This is a genomic window from Yoonia sp. 2307UL14-13, assembly GCF_037572755.1.
Taxonomy (GTDB): Bacteria; Pseudomonadota; Alphaproteobacteria; order Rhodobacterales; family Rhodobacteraceae; genus Yoonia.
In genome coordinates, this window is the sequence record NZ_JBBIFZ010000001.1 from 842633 (window position 1) to 863133 (window position 20501).

The 20501-nt window shown below is 59.7% G+C and carries 21 protein-coding genes; 10 read left to right on the forward strand and 11 right to left on the reverse strand.

The window, feature by feature from the left end:
* Positions 1-5: 5 nt before the first annotated feature.
* The 4 genes from V8J85_RS04360 to dusB form a co-directional block, all read right to left on the reverse strand.
* Positions 6-2255 carry a sensor histidine kinase NtrY-like gene (locus tag V8J85_RS04360; protein WP_339952454.1) on the reverse strand — a complete coding sequence of 750 codons (2250 nt, stop codon included), beginning with the start codon at positions 2253-2255 and terminating at the stop codon, positions 6-8.
* A 98-nt stretch (positions 2256-2353) separates the two neighbouring features.
* The gene (locus tag V8J85_RS04365; protein WP_339952455.1) at positions 2354-3727 is read right to left on the reverse strand and encodes a response regulator; all 1374 of its coding nucleotides are present in this window, start codon (positions 3725-3727) and stop codon (positions 2354-2356) included.
* Positions 3727-4803 carry a two-component system sensor histidine kinase NtrB gene (locus tag V8J85_RS04370; RefSeq protein WP_339952456.1) on the reverse strand — a complete coding sequence of 359 codons (1077 nt, stop codon included), beginning with the start codon at positions 4801-4803 and terminating at the stop codon, positions 3727-3729. The genes V8J85_RS04365 and V8J85_RS04370 overlap by 1 nt, the downstream gene beginning before the upstream one ends.
* Positions 4800-5801 (reverse strand): tRNA dihydrouridine synthase DusB, encoded by a 1002-nt coding sequence (dusB, locus tag V8J85_RS04375; protein ID WP_339952457.1) that lies wholly within the window; start codon positions 5799-5801, stop codon positions 4800-4802. The genes V8J85_RS04370 and dusB overlap by 4 nt, the downstream gene beginning before the upstream one ends.
* 174 nt (positions 5802-5975) lie before the next feature.
* Here dusB and V8J85_RS04380 point away from each other — a divergent pair, with 174 nt between their 5' ends.
* From V8J85_RS04380 to V8J85_RS04390, 3 genes are read left to right on the forward strand one after another with little or no spacing between them, the layout of a single operon-like run.
* A complete protein-coding gene (locus V8J85_RS04380) occupies positions 5976-7097 on the forward strand; it encodes a bifunctional 2-C-methyl-D-erythritol 4-phosphate cytidylyltransferase/2-C-methyl-D-erythritol 2,4-cyclodiphosphate synthase (protein WP_339952458.1) in 1122 nt (373 codons plus the stop codon).
* Positions 7094-7576 (forward strand): phosphatidylglycerophosphatase A family protein, encoded by a 483-nt coding sequence (locus tag V8J85_RS04385; RefSeq protein ID WP_339952459.1) that lies wholly within the window; start codon positions 7094-7096, stop codon positions 7574-7576. Before V8J85_RS04380 ends, V8J85_RS04385 begins: the two co-directional genes overlap by 4 nt.
* Complete coding sequence (locus V8J85_RS04390; protein WP_339952460.1) at positions 7573-8052, forward strand: CinA family protein; 480 nt, start codon at positions 7573-7575, stop codon at positions 8050-8052. Before V8J85_RS04385 ends, V8J85_RS04390 begins: the two co-directional genes overlap by 4 nt.
* Here V8J85_RS04390 and V8J85_RS04395 read toward each other — a convergent pair.
* Together V8J85_RS04395 and V8J85_RS04400 are read right to left on the reverse strand one after the other, a co-directional pair.
* Positions 8037-9389: an MmgE/PrpD family protein gene (locus V8J85_RS04395; RefSeq protein ID WP_339952461.1), complete on the reverse strand. Its 1353-nt coding sequence runs from the start codon at positions 9387-9389 to the stop codon at positions 8037-8039. The genes V8J85_RS04390 and V8J85_RS04395 overlap by 16 nt on opposite strands.
* Positions 9382-9825 (reverse strand): type II toxin-antitoxin system RatA family toxin, encoded by a 444-nt coding sequence (locus V8J85_RS04400; RefSeq protein ID WP_339952462.1) that lies wholly within the window; start codon positions 9823-9825, stop codon positions 9382-9384. Before V8J85_RS04400 ends, V8J85_RS04395 begins: the two co-directional genes overlap by 8 nt.
* A gap of 84 nt (positions 9826-9909) precedes the next feature.
* Between V8J85_RS04400 and hpt the strand changes: the two genes are divergently transcribed.
* The 6 genes from hpt to V8J85_RS04430 all read left to right on the forward strand — a co-directional run bounded on the left by hpt (position 9910) and on the right by V8J85_RS04430 (position 15846).
* Positions 9910-10458 (forward strand): hypoxanthine phosphoribosyltransferase, encoded by a 549-nt coding sequence (hpt, locus tag V8J85_RS04405; protein WP_339952463.1) that lies wholly within the window; start codon positions 9910-9912, stop codon positions 10456-10458.
* Positions 10459-10836: 378 nt separating this feature from the next.
* Complete coding sequence (locus V8J85_RS04410; protein WP_339952464.1) at positions 10837-11787, forward strand: viperin family antiviral radical SAM protein; 951 nt, start codon at positions 10837-10839, stop codon at positions 11785-11787.
* Between the two features lie 502 nt (positions 11788-12289).
* Positions 12290-12889 (forward strand): TRAP transporter small permease, encoded by a 600-nt coding sequence (locus tag V8J85_RS04415; RefSeq protein ID WP_339952465.1) that lies wholly within the window; start codon positions 12290-12292, stop codon positions 12887-12889.
* On the forward strand, positions 12889-14424 hold the full coding sequence (locus tag V8J85_RS04420; protein WP_339952466.1) for a TRAP transporter large permease: 1536 nt from the start codon (positions 12889-12891) through the stop codon (positions 14422-14424). The genes V8J85_RS04415 and V8J85_RS04420 overlap by 1 nt, the downstream gene beginning before the upstream one ends.
* Before the next feature lie 22 nt (positions 14425-14446).
* Positions 14447-15511, forward strand: coding sequence for a TRAP transporter substrate-binding protein (locus V8J85_RS04425; RefSeq protein WP_339952467.1), 1065 nt, complete (start codon positions 14447-14449; stop codon positions 15509-15511).
* 113 nt (positions 15512-15624) lie between these two features.
* Positions 15625-15846 carry a hypothetical protein gene (locus tag V8J85_RS04430; protein WP_339952468.1) on the forward strand — a complete coding sequence of 74 codons (222 nt, stop codon included), beginning with the start codon at positions 15625-15627 and terminating at the stop codon, positions 15844-15846.
* A 5-nt stretch (positions 15847-15851) separates the two neighbouring features.
* On the opposite strand, the gene V8J85_RS04435 is transcribed toward V8J85_RS04430, so the two are convergent.
* Genes V8J85_RS04435 through V8J85_RS04455 form a run of 5 tightly spaced genes read right to left on the reverse strand, consistent with a single transcriptional unit; the run spans position 15852 to position 19070 of the window.
* Positions 15852-16760 carry an endonuclease/exonuclease/phosphatase family protein gene (locus V8J85_RS04435; RefSeq protein ID WP_339952469.1) on the reverse strand — a complete coding sequence of 303 codons (909 nt, stop codon included), beginning with the start codon at positions 16758-16760 and terminating at the stop codon, positions 15852-15854.
* Between the two features lie 45 nt (positions 16761-16805).
* Positions 16806-17630 carry a LysR family transcriptional regulator gene (locus tag V8J85_RS04440; RefSeq protein ID WP_339952470.1) on the reverse strand — a complete coding sequence of 275 codons (825 nt, stop codon included), beginning with the start codon at positions 17628-17630 and terminating at the stop codon, positions 16806-16808.
* The gene (locus V8J85_RS04445) at positions 17627-17854 is read right to left on the reverse strand and encodes a hypothetical protein (RefSeq protein WP_339952471.1); all 228 of its coding nucleotides are present in this window, start codon (positions 17852-17854) and stop codon (positions 17627-17629) included. The genes V8J85_RS04440 and V8J85_RS04445 overlap by 4 nt, the downstream gene beginning before the upstream one ends.
* 60 nt (positions 17855-17914) lie before the next feature.
* Positions 17915-18652, reverse strand: a complete 738-nt coding sequence (locus V8J85_RS04450; protein ID WP_339952472.1) for a thermonuclease family protein — start codon at positions 18650-18652, stop codon at positions 17915-17917.
* A gap of 1 nt (position 18653) precedes the next feature.
* Positions 18654-19070: a tetratricopeptide repeat protein gene (locus V8J85_RS04455; protein WP_339953068.1), complete on the reverse strand. Its 417-nt coding sequence runs from the start codon at positions 19068-19070 to the stop codon at positions 18654-18656.
* 117 nt (positions 19071-19187) lie between these two features.
* Here V8J85_RS04455 and V8J85_RS04460 point away from each other — a divergent pair, with 117 nt between their 5' ends.
* The gene (locus tag V8J85_RS04460) at positions 19188-20441 is read left to right on the forward strand and encodes a cytochrome-c peroxidase (RefSeq protein WP_339952473.1); all 1254 of its coding nucleotides are present in this window, start codon (positions 19188-19190) and stop codon (positions 20439-20441) included.
* Positions 20442-20501 lie beyond the last annotated feature (60 nt).

Below are 20501 nucleotides of genomic sequence, written 5' to 3' on the forward strand. Positions count from 1 at the left end.
TTTCCTCATGCCGGTATTTTTGTTGTTTGCGTGCGCATTGGCGCCATCGGTAGCTGGATCGTGGCGCAGGCACCGCTGTGGCCGTTGCCTTCGAACGTGTCGGCATCGGTCAGGATCAACGTGCCGCCGTGTTCTTCGATGATTTTCTTGACGATCGGCAGGCCCAGCCCGGTGCCGCGATCGCGGGTCGTCACGTACGGTTCGAATAGGCGGCTGCGATCTTCGGGCAGGCCGACCCCGTTATCGGCGATCGTGATGGTCACCGCATCGTCGTCGCGCAGGACGGACACCCGAATTTCGGGCTGATAGCCATCGACCGCCTTGGTTTCGAGATAGGTTTCGGTCGCTTCGGCCGCATTCTTGATCAGATTCAAAAGCGCCTGTGAGATCATCGTGCCGTCGACATCGGCCAATATCCCTTCTTTCGGTAGTTTGGCCTTGATCTTGACGCCCGGCTGGCCCGCCCGTTGCAAGGTGACGGCATCACGGACCAGTTTGGTCAGGTCGCAGATCGCCAGTTTTGGCTCGGGCATCCGCGCGAATTTCGAGAATTCATCGACGATGCGCCGCAGGTCGTTCGTTTGCCGTACGATGACGTCGGTCATCTGGTCCAGCTTATCCGCCTCTTCGCCGACCTTGCGGTGGAACTTGCGCTTGATCCGTTCCGCCGAAAGCTGGATCGGGGTCAACGGGTTCTTGATTTCGTGCGCGATCCGCCGCGCCACGTCACCCCAGGCCGCCATGCGCTGCGCACTGACCAGATCGGTGACGTCGTCGAAGGCCACGACGTATCCTTCCAGCGCGCCATCGGCGTTGCGCCGCGGCGACATGCGCACCAGCAGGGTTTCATGCACGCCGCCGCGGACCAAAGTCACCTGTTCCTGTACACCGTCGCTATGCGCGCTGCGCACCTGATCGAAAAGCGGCCCGAATTCCGGGATCGCCACCGACAGCGCCGTATCCGCCTGATCCGGCCCGACCGACAGCAGACGCTTGGCCGACGGGTTTACGAAGGCAATCCGCCCATCCGGGTCTAGCCCCACGACGCCCGATGTGACCGAGCTGAGCACGGAATCGAACAGCCGCCGCCGCCGTTCGGAGATCCGGTTGGTTTCCAGCAATTCCTCGCGCTGCCCTTTCAGACGGCCGGTCATCTGGTTGAAGTAGTGGCCCAGTTGGCTGATTTCGTCGTCGCCGTCGTCCTCGATCACGCGCACATCCAGATCACCGGACCCGACCCGCTGGGATGCGGATACCAAGCGCCCGACTGGCCGCGACAGCCGTTCAGCAAACCACAGCCCACCCCAGATCGCCCCCAGGATCAGGACCAGCGCAAAGCCGAGATACAGCAGGCCGAACTGAAACAAGAGCTGGCCGCGTTCATTGGCCAGATCTTCGTATTGTTCGACGGTTTCGGTCGTATCGTCGAGCAGGGACAGCACGTTGCCATCGACCTCGCGCGTGACATACAGATAACGATCACGAAACGCGCTAAGTGGGATCAGAGCGCGGAATTCGTTGCTGCGGGCGTCTTCAATGATGGCCAGACCGTTTTCCTGGGCATCATTGAAGACTGTATCGTCAGGCCGCTCAAAGGCGAATTCGTAGGATCGGGCGCCACGCGCAGTGATATTGCCCGCACCGTCGATCACGAAAGCCTCGGTCAGGCCGCGTTCGATTTGCGGCTGCACGTCGCCAAGGGCGCGGCGCACCTCGCCATCATCCATGAACAAGTTTGCCTGCCGTTCGCGGTTCAGATAGGCGGCCAGCGCGCGCCCATCGCGGCTAAGCTCTTGCCGGTGTTCTTCCTCATAGGCCTTTGCGGTGGTCAGCGACGTCCGCAGAACGTTGCCGACGGGCTCGGAAAACAACCCCTCCAGCGCGACCGAAATCAACAGGACCGAGAACACCGCGACCAGCACGGTTGGCACGAGCGCGGCCAGCGCGAACACACCGGTCAACCGCAAATGCAGCCGCGACCCGGCCGATTTTGCGCGGCGTGCGGCCACCATCCGAACCACCTGCCCCATGACCAGCGCCATGACGACAAGGATATAGATCAGGTCGATCAACAGGATCCCGCGCAGGGTCGTCGACCCCGCACCTTTCCCCAGTGGGCCGACCACGACATAGGTCAGTGCAGCAAGAATCGGGCCTAGCAGAACGACGATGGTCGTGAACGCGCTGCGCACATGCCGCTGGCGCTGCCAACGGCTAAGCCGGGTTAGATCCAGTCCCAAGAGGGTCCGCCGCACGTGCCACGCCCTGTATTGCTGTGGGCAAACCCACATACCGCCAAATCTGTGGTCTTTACGCTACGCTGACGCAGCGCCGCCACGGTTCTGTTGCGCTTTTACATCAATTTGCGACGGCGTGTCACGCGGATATCGAGGTCGGTGATCTTCTTTCGCAGCGTATTCCGGTTGATGCCCAGAAGGTCGGCGCATTTGGCCTGATTGCCGCCTGTGGCATCCAGCGCGATTTCGATCAGCGGCGCCTCGACCTCTTTCAGGATGCGGTTATACAGGCCCGGGGGGGGCAGCACCCCGCCATGCAGATCAAAATAGCGGCGTAAATGCTTGGCAACGCTGGCGGAAAGTTTCTCACCCTGATCCCCCGATCGCAATGGTTCGATGGCCGGTTGGTTACCAAGGACATGTTCGACTTCGCTGCGCGTGATCTCTTCCTCAGCCGCGGTGAACACCAGCCGCCGCACCGCGTTTTCCAGCTGTCGCACATTGCCGGGCCAGCTATAGGCGCGCACCAGTTCCAGCGCCGCATCGCCGAAACGGCGGGCGGGCGCGCCTTCGCGTTCGGCCCGGGCGAGGAAATGATCTGCCAAAAGCGGGATATCATCGACCCGTTCACGCAAGGACGGCACGTCGATCGTCACCCCGCTCAAACGATAGAACAGGTCCTCGCGAAAGCGCCCCTCTTCCATCCGGCTCATCAGGTGGGTCTGCGATGTGGCCATGATCCGGGGGGCATTGTCGCCTAAACTGTCCAGCATCCGCACGATCCGGCCCTGTGCCTCGTCCGACAAATCGCCGACCTCATCGAACAGGATCGACCCGCCCTTGGCGCGGCTAAGCACGGTCGACGGACCATCCATCCCCTCAAGATCAGCGGCGGACACGGTGGCGAATGGCAGGCTGCGCCGATCGGAAAAATCGTGAATAGCACGCGCAATCAACGACTTACCCGTCCCGCTTTCTCCGGTGATCAGCACAGGCAGTTGCGTGTTCATCACCCGGGCGACCAAACGATACAGCGCCTGCATCGCAGCGGTACGCCCGACAAGCGGCAGTTCGCCCTCCCTCTCATCGGGGTCGGCCCCATTGATCCGCTGCACCGGCGCGCGCCGCTTGACCTCGAGCGCGCGGGCAGCGCGTTTCATCAGATCGGGTAGATCGAAGGGTTTGGGCAGGTAATCATAGGCGTCGGCTTCAGCCGCCTGAATGGCCGTCATGATCGTGTTCTGCGCGGAAATGACGATGACCGGCAGACCGGGTCGGGCCGCAGAGATTTGGGGGAGTTGTTCAAGACCGTTGCCATCGGGCATGACGACGTCGGATATCACCAGATCGCCCTTGCCTTCATCAACCCACCGCATCAGCGTCACCAGCGACGAGGTGGCATGCACCTTGCATCCCGCCCGCGTCAGCGCCTGGGTCAAAACCGTCCGAATGGTGCGATCATCATCGGCGACAAGTACGGTTCCGTCCATCAACTCTCTCCTGTATCAACTTCTTTCGGTGCCAGCGGCAGCGATATCCGAAAGACGGTGCGTCCCGGCACGCTGTCAACGGTGATCCAGCCGCCCACGTCACCAATCAGTTTCGACACCAACGCGAGGCCCAGCCCGGTGCCGTTTTCACGGCCCGACACAAAGGGTTCGAACACGTCATCGGCGATATCGCGCGGCAGGCCCGGCCCGTCATCGATGATTTCGATCTGCAACGGCAGCCGCGCCTGCGTGCCGTCCGACCGATGCACGCGCAATGACGCATCGTAGAAGGTCCGCAGCCGGATCGAACCGCCTTCTTTGCTGGCCTCGGACGCATTCTTGAGAAGGTTCTGAAAGACCTGCAGCAACTGATCCGCATCCGCCATCGTTTGCGGCAGTGACGGATCGTAGTCCTCGATGAACAGCATATGCGCGCCGAAACCGACAGCGGCGGATTGTCGGGCACGGTCCAGCACGTCATGGATGTTCAGGGGTTTGGCAACCGGCGGACGCAGGTTTCCGAATTGTTCGACCTGTTCCAGCAACTTCACGATCCGGCGGCTTTCCTCGACGATCAGATCGGTCATTTCCTGATCATCAGGCTTCAGTCCCATGGACAAAAGCTGTGCCGCCCCGGTGATCCCGGCGAGCGGGTTTTTAATTTCGTGGGCCAGCATTTCGGCCATACCGATCGCCGATTTGGCGGCTTTTTCGGATGAATGATGCTGATTGATCCGGCTTGCGATCTCACGCGGGCTGATCATGACGATCATCGTGTCGTCAGTGCCTTGCAGCGGGGCGAATTGCAGGTTGCACAACATCGGCGCCCGTTCGCCGCTGCCCACATCGACATCGTTGACGAATAGCGATGTCTTGTTGGTGCGCGCCCGTGCGAATGGCGCCTCGAGCGGCGCATCGATCATCACCTTTTCCCAGATCTTCTGGCCCAGAAGGGCCTTGGCCGACAGGTTCAAAAACGTCTCGGCCGCCGGGTTGGTGGCGATGATCGTGTCGTCCCCATCCAGCAACAGCGCCGGCGCGGGCAGCGACGACCAAAGGGCGGTATCGATGATCATGCCGCCACCTTTTCGGTCAACGCATCCGGCAGAAGGCGCAGCACTTGGTCGGGATCGGCGCAAGTCAGGATCGCGCGACGCAGGTCGGGCGGTGTTCCGGCGCCATCCATGTACCACCCCAGATGTTTGCGCGCGACCTTGTTGCCAAGGGTGCTGCCATAGAATGACAGCATCGCTGTGTAGTGGTCGCAAATCATACGGACTAGATCGGCTCCTTGCGGAATCTTCGGCGCGTCGCGCCCGTCCAGATCGGCGGCCACCTGAGCAAGTTGCCAGGGCCGCCCCTGCGCGCCGCGCCCGATCATCACGCCGTCCGCACCGGATTTGTGTAGTGCAGCGTGCGCGGTGGCTGTGTCCGTGATATCACCGTTGGCGATGACCGGGATCGTCACGGCCTCTTTCACCGCGCCGATCGCATCCCAATCGGCGTGCCCTTTGTAAAACTGACACCGGGTACGCCCGTGGATGGTGACCATACGAATGCCCGCATCCTCCGCCCGCTTCGCCACATCGGCGGCGTTCAGGCAGTCATCATCCCAGCCCAGCCGGGTTTTCAGCGTCACGGGAATATCAACGGCATCCACGACAGCCTCAATCAGGCTGAGCGCGTGATCGGGCGTGCGCAGAAGGGCGGAACCGGCATATCCATTCGTGACCTTCTTGGCGGGGCAGCCCATATTGATGTCGATCATGGTGGCGCCGTTGGCCTCGATGAGCCGCGCGGCCTCGGCCATCCAATAGGCCTCGCGGCCCGCAATCTGGACGGCTGTGTTGGCCTCATCAAAGCCCAGCTCGGCCCTTTCGCGCACACCGGGTTTGGCCTGCACCATTTCCTGGCTCGCTACCATTTCGCTGACGACCCACCCCGCACCAAACGACGCCACCAGCTGCCGAAACGGCAGATCGGTGATCCCGGCCAGCGGCGCAAGCGCGACGGGCGGGTCGAGGATCACATCGTCGAATTGTATTGGTGCATCAGGTGCCAAAGGATCAGTCATTCGCTCAAGAAGGTGGCGTTGCAACAGAATTAGGGCGAATCCCGGAGGGCGACAACGTAAGCCGCGCCAACAAATGTGCAAAAAACAGCAACTGCATAAATTTTAAGCAATACGGCATGATTGCAGACAACCGACAGCAGACCTAAACAAGGGAAAACAGGGTATGAGACCTTTATGACCATCGCCGCCATTATCGTCGCCGCCGGGCGCGGCACCCGTGCGGGGGGCGAAATCCCCAAGCAATGGCAAATGCTTGGCGGAAAAAGCGTTGTGGCCCGTGCCGCCGCACCTTTCCTGCTTCACCCCGCGATCGAATCCGTTGTCGTTGTGCTTCACCCCGATGATGCCGATTTGTGCGAAATCGCCGGCGTAACGGCGGTGATCGGCGGCGCCACACGACAGGCCTCTGTCCTCGCGGGGCTCGAGGCGTTGGACAGCGTTGACAAGGTCCTGATCCACGATGCGGCGCGGCCCCTTGTGAGTACGGCGCTGATCGACCGGGTACTGGCGGCGCTTGATACGCATCAGGGCGCTGCCCCCGCCGTGCCGGTCACGGATACGCTATGGCGGGGTGCGGACGATCAGGTGCAGGGGGTCACCGACCGCAACGGCCTCTTTCGCGCCCAAACCCCGCAAGGCTTTCACCTTGCTGCTCTGCTTGCGGCCCATCACGCGATGACAGAGGATGCCACCGACGACGTCGCCGTCGCACGTGCCGCGGGGATTGCGGTCGCGATTGTCGATGGGGATGAAAACAATATCAAAATCACCACACCGGGTGATTTTGCGCGGGCAGAACGATTGATGGGGCAGGATTTGGATATCAGATGCGGCAATGGCTATGACGTGCACCGGTTCGGGCCGGGTGATCACGTGTGGCTCTGCGGCGTTCAGGTGCCGCATACGCGCAGCCTGCAGGGGCATTCCGATGCCGATGTCGGCATGCATGCGGTGACCGACGCGATCTATGGCGCGTTGGGCGCTGGCGATATCGGCCAGCATTTCCCGCCCTCTGATCCACAGTGGAAAGGGGCAGCGAGCCACATTTTCCTCGAACACGCTGTCGCGCTTGCCGCCGAACGCGGCTACCGGATCGGCAATGCCGATTGCACGCTGGTCTGCGAATATCCCAAGATCGGGCCGCACCAACCAGCCATGCGCGCCGCCATGGCTGGGATCATGGGGATGGACGCGGATCGGATCAGCGTAAAGGCCACAACGTCCGAGCGGCTGGGCTTCACCGGGCGCGAAGAAGGCATCGCGGCCCTTGCCACCGTCACATTGGTGAAATTATGACCCACCTGATCGCGACATTCTTCTACGCGGGCCATTTGCGCCCTGCCCCCGGCACATGGGGATCACTCGCCGCCCTGCCCGCCGCTTGGGTGATCTATGTGATCGCCGGACCATGGGGCCTGCTGATCGGCGCAGTCGCATCGTATTTCATCGGCGTCTGGGCGACCGAGGTCGAAACGCGCGGCAAGGATGACCACGACCCGTCCGAGATCGTCATCGACGAGGTCTGCGGGCAGTGGATCGCGTTGCTGCCAGTGGCTTTCGGCGCATGGTTCGCCGCCAGCAATATCCTCGCCCTCTGGCCCGGCTGGATCGCGGCCTTTGTTCTGTTCCGTCTCTTCGACATCACCAAATGGGGTCCGATCGGCTGGGCTGACCGGATGAAAGGGCCGACGGGCGTGATGCTGGATGACGTGATCGCGGGTATCTTTGCGGCAATCGGTGTCATGATCCTTGCCGCCATCGCCCATCTGCTGTGACGCTGGCATCCGATCTGTTGGACGCGGCCGAGGCGAAGGGCCTGATGATCGCCACGGCCGAAAGCTGCACCGGCGGTATGGTCAGCGCGGCCATCACGGATGTGGCGGGCAGCTCGGCAGTGTTCGACCGGGGGTTCGTGACCTACACCAATGCAGCCAAAACGCGGATGCTGGGTGTCGCCGCGGCAACTTTGGACGCCTACGGCGCGGTTTCGGAAGAGGTCGCCGCAGAAATGGCGACGGGGGCGCGGGACAATTCCGACGCGGATATCGCGGTGGCGATCACGGGGATCGCAGGTCCCGGTGGGTCAGAGTTCAAACCCGAAGGGCGCGTTTGCTTTGGGCTTGTAACACCGGACGGTGTGACGACCGAAACGGTCGATTTCGGGCCATTAGGCCGCAATGTCGTGCGGAAAAAGGCGACTGCCTATGCGCTCACTTTGTTGAGCCGCGCCGTGTCTCAGACATCGAAGTAATCCAACACCTCCATGATCAGGTCGACGCCGTCTTCCCAACCGGTAGACGGGGTTTCGCTCAGCACATCCACATAGCTGCGCAGGCTGTTTCCCTGCACCGCGTCCCAGACCTGCTCTGCCGCGTCTCCGATCAGCATCCGGCCCTTGTCACGCAGTTTGCGGGCCAGAACGTCATGCGGCAGAGTCGTGGATAGGTCGTGAAAGGCATCTTTCACGCGACCGTCTTTCAGCGTCACAGTAACACGCGCCTGCATTTCCGTAAGGCTATCATCGGTCACAACCGTGACCTTCTCTGCCACGGCGCTCACCGACGGATGCAACGCCACCGCATCATCAAAGGCCGCAACCCGCCCTGTGGCGATCCCCATCAGCGCCATCGACGCAGCCTGTTTGTAGCTGAACTTCGCCTCCAGACCTGTCCGGGGCGCGGGATTGTTGCACACGGACATCCAGCGGGGATGGGTTGCAATCTTCACCGACGCGACCTCATCCGCAGTCAGGTTCAGCGACCCAAGCGCTTCCAACATCGCATGCAGGCCGTGGCAGCAGGCGTGGAACTTGTGGCTGACGGCCTTCATCCGCCAATCGGCACCCATGCCATCGAACGCACTTCCTATGTTCTCTCCGTGGTAGGTTGCAGCAAATCCCAACGGTCCCGATACACCCCGTTCCGCCGCGCTCAGCCCCGCCTGCGCCCACAACGCGGCCTCGACCCCCGCCTCAGCCGCCAGCCCGGCATTCAGCGGTTTGCCCATCGTGCCGAACTGGCATTTCAGACCGGACGCGCGTGACGCGGCAAGACCAAGGCCCGCAATGATCTTTGGGCGCGTCGTCTCGATCAGTCGCAGGCCGGCCAAGGCGGCACCGAACGCGCCGGATGTCGCGGTCTGGTGAAATCCGACCTGATAGTGCGCGCGGCCCAGCCATGTGCCGATGCGGATCGCGGCCTCGGACCCGATCAACGCGGCATCGATGAATTCCGCCATCGTCCGACCCTGCGCCTGCGCCATGGTCAAAGCCGCAGGGATCACGGCGACGCTGGTATGGCCGATATGATCGAAATGGGTGTCGTCGTAGTCCAGCGCATGGCTGATCGCGCCGTTGATCAAGGCGGCACGGGGCGCGGGCAGCCTTACGCCCCCGATGACCGTCGCCTGCGGCGCGCCGCCTTCCATCTCACCCTTGCGGATCAGGATTTCAGCAACCGCTTCCCTCTGCCCCGCCAGCGCACAAACGGTCCAGTCGTAAAGCGACAGACGCATCATCGCACGGGCATCGTCGTCCAGTACGGTCGCGGTCGCAAACCGCGCAAGTTGCTGTTCGACGCTCTCAGCCATAAAGCGTGGCTGCGCGCCGTTCAAATGCACGGACAACGCGCTGCATCGCCTCGTTGAAAAACATCGTGGCAGCCCCTTGCAGTAGCCGGTTTCGGAATTCGAAATCGACAAAGAAAGACACGTCGCAACCACCCTCGACATCCCGAAAGCTCCAGGTGCTTTCCATATGCCGAAACGGGCCGTCCAGATATTCCGTGTCGATCTTCATCTCATCAGGCCACAGCACCACGCGGCTGCCGAATCGTTCGCGAAATACCTTGAACGAAATCACGAGGTCGGCCAGCATCACCTGCCTGTCGCCCTTATCATCGACAGAACGGATGCGGGCAGCCGCGGTCCAGGGCAGGAATTTCGGGTAGTTCGCGACATCCGCCACCAGATCATACATTTGCTGCGCTGTGTAAGGCAGCGTCTTGGTCTCGGAATGGGTCGGCATAACAGTCTTTCACGGGTGACTTCACTGGGTGATGTCGTAAACTCTGTCTGAAAAATCAAGTTTTCGCACCAGTCAGAGGCCCATATGCCGCAGAAACCCTATGTTATCGACGAAATGATCAGCGCCAAGGCGATCGCCGCTCGGGTCGAGGGGCTGGCCAAGGATATCCGGGCCGAGTTCGCCGATACCGACAAGCTGGTCGTCGTGGGCCTGTTGCGCGGATCTTTCGTGTTCATCGCCGATCTGGTCCGGGAACTGGATTTGCCGGTCGAGGTAGATTTTCTCGAGGCCTCGTCCTATGGCGACGGAATGGAGTCCAGCCGCGAAGTCCGTATTCTCAAGGACTTACGCGGCAAGATCGAAGGGCGCGACGTGCTGGTCGTCGAGGATATCGTCGATACCGGACACACGCTCAGCCACGTCAGCGACTACCTGTCGACACGGCACCCCGGTCGGCTGCGCACTATTGCGCTCTTGGACAAACCCGCCCGGCGAGAGGTCGATTTCAAGGCTGACTGGACCGGCTTCGAGATTCCCGATGAATTCGTCGTTGGCTACGGGATCGACTATGCGCAACGCAACCGGAACCTGCCGTTCATCGGGAAAGTGCGGTTCGTGGACGATCCGGCATGAACGCCCGCTGGCTCTTACGCATGAAACGCTGGGCGCAAAATCCGCCCTCGGAGGGGCGGGTAAAGCTCGCCTTCGGCGTGATCGCAGCGTGCCTGCTGTTGTTCGCGATCGAGCGTTTCATCGGTTGGCCGGACTGGATGACAGCGAGTAAGGTAGGAACGCCGAGGGTAAGGTAAACGGACATAAGTTCCGGCACTTCGGTTCACGTAGTGCCGGCCCCCATAATCCTGGCCGTCAATTTGCTGTAGCGGCGCTATTCATCCCTAAAACAGACTGTTTCCAGTGGCGGTATTGCATAGAAAGTATGCCCGTTTAAGTAGCGAAGGCGGAAAAATTTCAACTCAAAGCGCAGCTTATGGTCAAGGTAATCAGTAAAAGATGTTGTTAGATCATTCAACGAAGTCCGATCAGTTGGGCGCAAAGTCTACCACTATTCCCGTCGAAATCGACCAGTTGGTCATTAACTGGCATGTCAATGAGGCATGTAACTATCGGTGCGCTTACTGCTATGCAAAGTGGAGCGATCAGAAAGCCACACGCGATTTGGTTCGCGACACCAAAGCAACCGAGGCTTTACTACGGGAATTGTGGGCGTTTTTTGCACCCTCTAACTATTCCAACCCTCTAAAAGCGACCCTGAACTGGAAACGTGTTCGATTGAATTTTGCGGGGGGCGAGCCCTTGCTAAATGTTCCCTCCGTTCTTCATGCGATCCGTACGGCGCATGACCTTGGTTTTCAGGTGTCGATCATCACAAATGGCAGCAAGCTGGATCAAGAAACTCTTTGCGCGATGGCTCCCCATCTTGAGTGGTTGGGTTTGAGTATCGATGCCATTGATGCGCAAACAAATCAGGCGATTGGGCGTGTTGATCGCCGCGGTCAACTTCTAGACATGTACGCCCTGTCAGCCGCGATTGATCGCGCACATATGCTGTCTCCATCGATGAAGCTCAAAATCAACACCGTGGTCAGCGACGCCAATTTTGAAACTGACCTGACCCAGATGCTCGATACGTTGCGACCCGAAAAGTGGAAGGTGTTGCGTGTCCTTCCGATGGTAACAGGTACAGGAATAGTGTCCGATGAACAATTCGCGCACTTTGTCGAATTACACTCACAGTTTCGATCTGTCATGCGTGTCGAAGACAATATCGATATGTTGCAAACATATCTGATGATCGATCCCAAAGGTCGTTTCTTTCAGAACCATCCCAACGCTATACATTCCGGGTATTTTTACAGTTCAGTCATTCTTGAAAGAGGTGCGGCCGCGGCTTTTTCTGAAATCGCGCTCTCAGCACGTGGCTTTGCAAGCCGCTATATGTAACTGCAAGGACGGTCCGCTTTCTCGCCATGTGCTTTTCGCCTTGCATGCAGCCAATCGAAGGCTGTCATCGGTCATACATGTGGAAAGGCACCTTCGTCCGCAATGACGGCCCCAGCACAGAGATGACGTATGTTTTGATCAGAGGCGATTTCTGCGCTGCCGCAAACTGACACAAATCTTGGTGATCGCGCCCAGAAGGCGTCGACCTTCGACGACCACACCTCATAGGAATATCGTCCCATTTCATCGGCTCAGACAAATTGATACACTATTGTGCCACTCGCTTCGGCATGGTACCCATGCATAACGCAAGTTTCGGGGGGCTATGGTTCAGGTCGCAGCAGATACGGTGACCCGATCTACAAAATCACAAAAAATCTCGGCATCTGATCGGTTGACACCACCGCCAATCCGGGGAGAGCATTGGCGCAAGACGTCCACTGGATGATGAAAATGACAGGCAGCTAAAAAGACATGCCTGCATAAGGGGGGAGAAGCCGCAATGTCGGTGTTGTTTGGTCTGCTTTGGCCGCTGGAGCGTTTGAACGCAGGCGTTCTTGCCATTGGCCGGATAATCGCCGTTGCCGCCCTTGCCATCATGGTCTGCCTGATCCTCGGGCAGGTCTTTTTCCGTTATGTCATGAACGACGCGCCCAACTGGACCGAAGAAGGTGCGCGGTTCGGCATGCTTTGGATGACTGGCCTGATGGCCCCCATCGCCTATCGTCAGGGCGGCTTCGTCGCGATCGACATGCTCGAACGCGCCCTGCCCCGCATGCTGGCCGCCATTCTGATCCTCGGCATTCTGATCATGTCCTTTTTCGTTCTGATCGTCATGTGGGACAAAGGGCTGAATAATCATGTCGACAGCATCTCTGGGCGCGGTTGTTCATCCACGCTGCGCTGGCCGTTCGGTTTCGAGATCGGGAAATGCGGCGCGAAATTCTCGAACTACTACCAATACGCCGCCCTGTGGGTGGGCGTGAACCTGTTGATCGCCGTCAATGTCGAATTGATCCTGCGCCAGATTATCACGCTTCTGGGGCAAGGTGACCGGCTGACCCGTCTGGGTGAGGCCGACGAAACGGTGAGCGCTTCCTGATGCTGATCTTTTTTCTCCCGCTCTTCCTGCTGATCCTGATGATCGGCGTGCCGGTTGTTTTCGCCCTTCTTTTCGCCCCCGGTTTCATGACCTGGTTCAGCGGCAATGAACGCGACCTCGCGATCCTTTACCGCAACATCTATACCGGCATCGACAGCTTTCCGCTGATGGCCCTGCCGTTCTTTATGCTGGCGGGTGAGATCATGAACCGTGGCGGGATCACCACCCGCCTTGTCGAGTTTTCCCAAGCCTTCATGGGCCACCTGCGCGGGGGCCTGGCGCACGTAAACATCCTGTCGTCGATCCTGTTCGCTGGCCTGTCCGGCTCTGCGGTGGCCGATACCTCCGCCCTTGGCTCGACCCTGATTCCGGCGATGGAAAAGAACGGCTACAGCCGCAAATTCGCCGCGGCCGTCACTGCCGCATCCTCTGTCATCGGCCCCATCATCCCGCCGTCGGGCATCATGATCATCTATGCCTACGTGATGGGCGAAAGCGTGGCCGCCTTGTTCCTTGCCGGGATCGTGCCGGGCGTGATGGTCGGTATCGGGCTGATGTTGGTCGTCCGCCTGCTCGCCGACCGGTACGATCTGCCCAAGGCCGAGCGGATCGTGCAAAAGGACCAGAGCATCACATCGCTGGAAAGCGTCGTCAGCTTCATCCTGATCCGGGTCAATATCGCGGCCCTGCTCTATGCATTCTCCGGGATCATCACCCAATTCATCCCGCAAGAGGTCAATAACTGGCTGATCTTCTTGATCGCCCTGCCCATCGCCCACGCAATCACACAAGCGATCAAAGCGCGAGTAAGTCACGATTTCCGCATCGTCTGCAAAAAGGCCATCGCGCCCCTCCAGACACCTATCATCATCCTCGGCGGCATCCTGATCGGCGTGATGACCCCGACCGAGGCCTCTACCGTCGCCGTCGCCTACGCTCTGCTCGTCAGCGTCTTCATCCTGCGATCGATGACGCTCAATGATTTCTTCGATGTCCTCTCACGCTCTGCCCTCGCCTCTGCCGCCGTTCTCTTACTGGTCGGCGCGGCCGTCGCTTTCAAAACCGTCGTCGCTACATCGGGTGCGGCCACAACCATGGCCGACATCATCCTCGGCATGTCCGAAAACCCGCTGATCCTGCTGTTCCTGATCAACTTGCTGCTGTTCATCGTCGGCATGTTCCTTGATGCAGGTCCTGCGATTATCATCCTCGGCCCGATCCTTGGACCGATCTTTGTCGAGATCGGCGTTCACCCCGTCCATTTCGCCATCATCATGAGCGTCAACCTGACCGTCGGTCTCGCGACGCCGCCCATGGGGCTCGTCCTCTTCGTCGCCAGTACCGTGTCCCGCGAAAAGGTCGAAACCATCGCCAAGGCGATCCTGCCCTTCCTCGCGGTCGAGATCCTCGTGATTTTCCTCATCACCTATGTCCCCGCCATTTCCATGACGGTGCCATATCTGACCGGTTTTCTGGGCTGCGCCCCGGATGTCGGTTTCAACGCTTGTATCAGCCCCGCGCCGATACCAAACTGACAGCATCAACAGGGAGTAGAAAATGCTGAAAACCTTCACCAAAGTGGCCGCAATGGCGACGCTTCTGGCGACACCATTCGCCGCCTGGGCCGACGGACACCAGGAATTCACGATCCGGGCCACCGCGAACTCGAACGAAAATGACGAAGACTATGACGGTCTGATCGTCTTCAAGAACTATGTCGAAAGCGCCTCGAACGGTCGGATCGGCGTGGAGCTCTTCATCGGCACACAGCTTTGCTCGACCGGCGCCGAATGCCTCGAAGGCGTATCTGAGGGTTCCATTGACGTCTACATTTCCACGTCCGGCGGCGCGGCAGGCATCTTCCCCTATGTGCAGGTGCTCGACCTGCCCTACCTGATGGCCAATGACCGGATCGCCGAGCACGTGCTGACCTCAGACTTTGTCCGCACGATGCGCGACATGGCGCTGGAGGACAGCGACAACACGATCCGCCTGATGACGATCGGGAACACGGGTGGCTGGCGCAACTTCGCAAACACGCAACGCCGGATCGCCGCACCATCCGACATGGAAGGCCTCAAGATCCGCACGGTGGTCGCCGACCTGCCACAGGAACTGGTCCGCGCGCTTGGCGCATCGCCGACACCGATCCCATGGCCAGAGCTTTTCACGTCGTTCCAGACGGGCGTTGTCGAAGGCTCCAAAAACGGGATCACCGACATCATGGGCATGAAATTCCCGGATGCGGGCCTGCAATACATGACGCTGGACGGCCACGCCTATATGGGCGCGCTCTGGTGGATGTCGAACGAAAACTTCATGGCAATGCCAGAAGACCTGCGGCGCGTGGTGGTTGACGGCTTCGCCGAACTGCAGCAGGCGACCTTCGCGTCACCCAAGCGCAAATCCATCGAAGCCTACGAGGCCTTCGTCGCCGGTGGCGGTGACCTTTACGTGCCCACACCAGAAGAAAAAGCCGCATTCGCCGAAGCAGCAGAGCCCGTCCAAGGCTGGTTCCGTGAAAACGTGGACCGCGGCGGCGAAATCCTTGATGCGCTGATAACAGCCGTTGACGCCGCCGTGGGTGAAATCAACGCCGCTTACGAGAGCGATTTGAACTAAGTAACGATCGCCAATACAGACAGGGTCGCCCGCTCGGGCGGCTCTTTTCGTTTGCGAAGGACGAATGCCATACCCGGATGATAGGATGCCGGATAGAACAAGGACCGGACAGGATGGCGCTCAATCCCAAACCCATGATCAAGGGAAATCACACCTTTACAGACAACGAGAGCTTTGACGGCATGATTGGCGGCAATGCCACTGTGCCAGCAAACATATCCGTCACGATCAGCGGCATGATTGGTGGAACCATCACCGTCGAAGCCGGGGCAACGGTCACGCTCACCGGCATGGTAGGCGGGAAACTGATCAACAACGGCGGCCAAATTCTCTAAACCGCTCAGGGCAAACGATAATCTGCAATGACCGGATAATGATCCGTCGGCCATTCTCCGGCAAACTTTTCGCGCAGCACAACGGGCGCCCGGGCCAAGTCCGCCCCCTCTGTCACCGCAATATGATCAATCGCCCCAAATAGATTGATCCCGCGATTGAAATGATAGGTGGACCCCTGCACGGGCGCGAATGTCAGCCCCGCCCCCTCCAATATCTCAACCGTCGGCGCCCCCAGCCGCGCATTCAGATCACCGACCAGAAACACTGTCTCACCGTCCGCGACCCACGGGCCAATCCGATCCGCCACCAACTCCGCCGAAAGCAACCTGTTCGACCCGCTCGAATACTCAAAATGCACATTCACCACGCGAAAACGCCGCCCATCCGCCCGCACGAATGCAGCCCAGGACGCAAAAGCCGGAAAAGACCCATTAAACGTCCGCGAATAAATCACATCCGGCGTGTCCGAGAAAAAGAACCAGCCCTGATCAACCGCACTCAACCGGTCAGCACGGTAGAAAATCGGCTGGGTCGAAGGAAACACTTCCCAATCACCAACAGCCGCTGCGCCGTATCCCGGATTATTCTCCAGCAACCAATCCAACGTCAGGTTCACCGACCCGTCACTGCCACGCGCAAAACTCTCCATCTCCTGAAACGCCACGACATCCGCATCAAGCGCCTTGAATGCCTGATCAAGCGGTCCCTTGCGGCGCTCCCAATCGCCCACAGACCACGGTCCCGTCGCGCGGCCCAGCCAGATGTAATGGACGTTGTAAGTCGCGATGCGCAGCGTATCCGCTACACGCGAAGGCAAAGCAGAACTGCCCGAATTGCGGATATGTTGCACGCAAGCCGTCAGCGCCAGCAGCGTCACGAGAAAAATGATTGTCTTAAGAATGGCACCGATCATCAGATGATCGGACCATCCCAAACCCGTCAGGTCAATGCACAACGCTTATGACCGGCGGGTCATATAAGACGCAATCGCATCCAAAGCGGCCCGGATCGGCGGCTCATTCCGCGCATCGTGATGCGACACGATCCATTGTTCGCTCTGCAACTCCGCGATGGGGTCAGACAGACGGCTCAACCCCTCCATCGACTCGCCAATAAACATCGGCAGGACAACACGGCCCAGCCCAGCCTTGGCCAGCGCACAAGCCAGATGCGGGCTGTTGGCCTTTGTCACAACCCGGTCGCCATAGTGCTCTTTCACCCACAAGGCCGATGGCGTCATCGTGGCACCCCACGCCGACCCGATCCATCCGGTAACGTCGCGACTGGCCGCATATTCGGCGAAATCCACTATCGCGACCCGTTTGCGCGCGACCCATGGCTGTTCCGGGCAGCGGTTACGCAGCCCGATATCCACCTCGCGCCGGGCGATATCCAGATCATGATCGCAATAGACGAATTCCGGCAACCAAGACGCATCCGGGGTCCAATACTCCAAAACACGCTCTGCCAAATCAAGCGCTGTCCATGTGCCCGCCGAAATACGCACGCAGACCGGCCCTTGGGCGGCATCGCGCCATTGATCGATCCGCCGCGCGGCATCCTCCATGTGCAGCGTCTTCTGCGCCAACGCCGCACCATCGGCTGTCAGCGCATAACCCTCGGCGCCATGCTGAAACAAGCGGCGACCAAGCGCCGCCTCGAACGCCTTCATCCGCCTGCTCAGCGTCGCCTGAGAAACCCCCAAAGCATGCGCCGCGCGGGCCAGCCCCCCTGCCCGGGCAATGGCGGCAAAGTAGGCGAGATCATTCCAATCCGTTTTCATTTGCGAAAGTCCACATCCGGTTTTGGCGGCTGAACAGCACGACCCACCGCGCATAGGTCTGGGTCATCGCTCAACAAGGAGACCATCATGATGCCCATCATCCGCCCCATGACTATGCAATGCGAAGCGCCAACGGAATACCAGAATGAACAGGCGGTCTTTGCAAAAATGAAAGTGGACTTACGACGGCAAAAGTCGCCGTTCAGGCTGTCAGGATTGCCCATCGGTCGGAATAAGAAGACGACAGAATGCGGCCAACAAGGTCCGCTTTGCCCAAGCGATCGTCAATCCAGGCCAGGACTCACATTCTGACCGCTCGCAGCCCGCTTCGCTTCATACTTCTCCCAGACATCCATCCGGCCTTTCTGTCGCGCATCAGCCAACCACAGTTTCCGACGCGCATCTGCGGTTTCCAAATGGCTGTAAATCCCACCCGAAAACTTCGGCCAATCAAGCGCAAGACCCAGCTTCACCATTTCAGCCGATAGATCGCTCCCGTCCGACAAATAGCAACGTGCGACGAGACGACCATAATCGTCAATGTCTGCGGAAACGGCCATAACATCGCGCCCCTTGCACAATCCGTGCAAAGCCCATTTCGCCTTTTTTCCGTAAGGATGTTCGAATTCGGGTGCATCAATACCAAACAAGCGGATTTCCTGACCCTTGATACGCAGACCATCACCGTCAGTGACGTATGCACGGCCCAGAAGCACCTTCTCTTGTGGCGGTTCTCTGTCGTTAGAGACGGGCGGTTTCGGACGGTTATCAACGGCACTGATCGTGCGGCGGACAGGACGACGCGGTAATTGAACCCCTGGTGTCGAGACACGAATGCGCTGTCCACGGCGCCGACGTTTTCGCCGTAAAAGCACGATCACCCCCAACCCGACAAAAAGAAGAAATACTTCCAACGCAAACTCGATAACGTGTACTACAACGTCCACAGGAGGATACGATCGTTCAAGCTGTACGCAATATGAAATGTCCCGTTCCAATAGAGCGTGACGCAAACGGTCCACATCACCGAAACGGATACATCCACACCCGATAGTCATCCACCAGCACCTCCGCGCGCGCCCGCTCTTCTGCCGTCAGCCGGGGCGTGATCTCTTCAAGCGAGTCCAGCGCGTCAGGGTCCCCGCCTATTGCCGATAGCGCGTACCACAGATAGGCTCTGACCAGATCAGGCGCGGGCAGGCCCCGGCCAATTTCATAGTACCAACCCAGTCCCGATTGCGCCCCCGGATGCCCCTTCATCGACGCCCGCAGATACCAGTCAAAGGCCCGTTCATCATCGCGGGCGACGCCAAGGCCCATGGCGTACATGACGCCGATCAGTTCCTCGGCATCCGCATTGCCCGACCGCGCGTATACTTCGAACATTTCGCGCGCTTCTTCGAACTGCCCCGCCTCCATCAGATCGCGCGCCGTTTCCATATCGGCCTGCGCCGGAGCGGCGAAAAACAGGATGGCTGCACAAACGTGCGCACAGTGTGTGTACGCTGTGTGTACGCGATGCATACGTCTCTCCTCGGGCTGGTTTGCGGTGCCGGAATGGCCGCCGCACAGGGCATTTCCGCCGATGATTACATCGCCATCGATCCAGCACAAGCACGGATCGGGCAGTTGCTTTTCTACGATAAGGTACTGTCAGGTAACAGAAATATCTCATGCGGGACCTGTCATCACCACGATCATGCCGGGACGGACGGCCTGTCGCTCGGCATCGGCGAAGGCGGCGTCGGCGTCGGCCCCGACCGCACCCCCGGCACGGGCGCCGACCGCATCCGCAAGCGCATTCCCCGCAATGCGCCAAGCCTTTGGAATCTGGGGCATAATTCCATCGATGTCCTGTTCCATGATGGCCGACTGACCCGATCGAACCTATACGGCAATGGCTTCGACTCGCCCGCCGAAGAATGGCTACCCAAGGGTCTGGATAACCTCTTGGCCGCGCAGGCTTTGTTCCCCCTTGCAGCGCAATTCGAGATGGCCGGAAACCTTGGCGAAAACGACGTTATCGGTGCAGTGAACAACCGGATAGACAGGGGGTGGCCGATCATCGCCAAGCGCGTGCGGACAATCCCCGAATATGGGCAAATGTTCGTGCAAGCCTTTGATCATATTGAAGAACCCGGCGATGTGACCATCGTCGAAGTCGGCAACGCGCTTGGCGCCTTCGTTGCCAGCGAATGGCAAAGCTATGACAGCCCATACGACAAATGGCTAGCAGGCACGCCGCTACCCGATGACGCCGAACGCGGCCGTCAGCTTTTCTTTAACAATCGCTGCGCATCCTGCCATTCCGGGCCGCTTTTTACCGATCAGGGCTTTCATGCGCTTGGCCTGCCCGCCTTTGGCCCCGGCCGGACCCGGCGGTTTGATCCGATCCCCCGCGATGTGGGGCGGATGGGTGAAACGGACCTGCTGGCGGATGCCTACAAGTTCCGCACACCCTCGCTGAGGAACGTGGCGCTGACCGGTCCCTATGGTCACAACGGGGCCTATCCGACGCTGGAGGCGATGATCCGGCATCATGCGCACCCGATCCTGACGCGCGCGGGATGGAACCTTTCAGATGCCGGCCTACCCGACGTTCCGTGGCTGGCCGCGATCGATGCCGCCATTCACGCAGACGCGGCCGAGATGAAACGCCAGAACGCGGCCATCCGGATGCGCCCGATCAACCTGTCGGACGATGATATCACCGATCTGGTGGCGTTTCTGAACGCACTGACCGGCGAAAGCGCGCTTGACCGGCCGCTGGGGCGGCCCGAAAGCGTGCCCAGCGGGCTACCCGTCGACTGACCCGTTGTCACCGCCCCGGCAGAAGTCTAACCTGTCCTAAACTTGCAATTTAATCGTCAA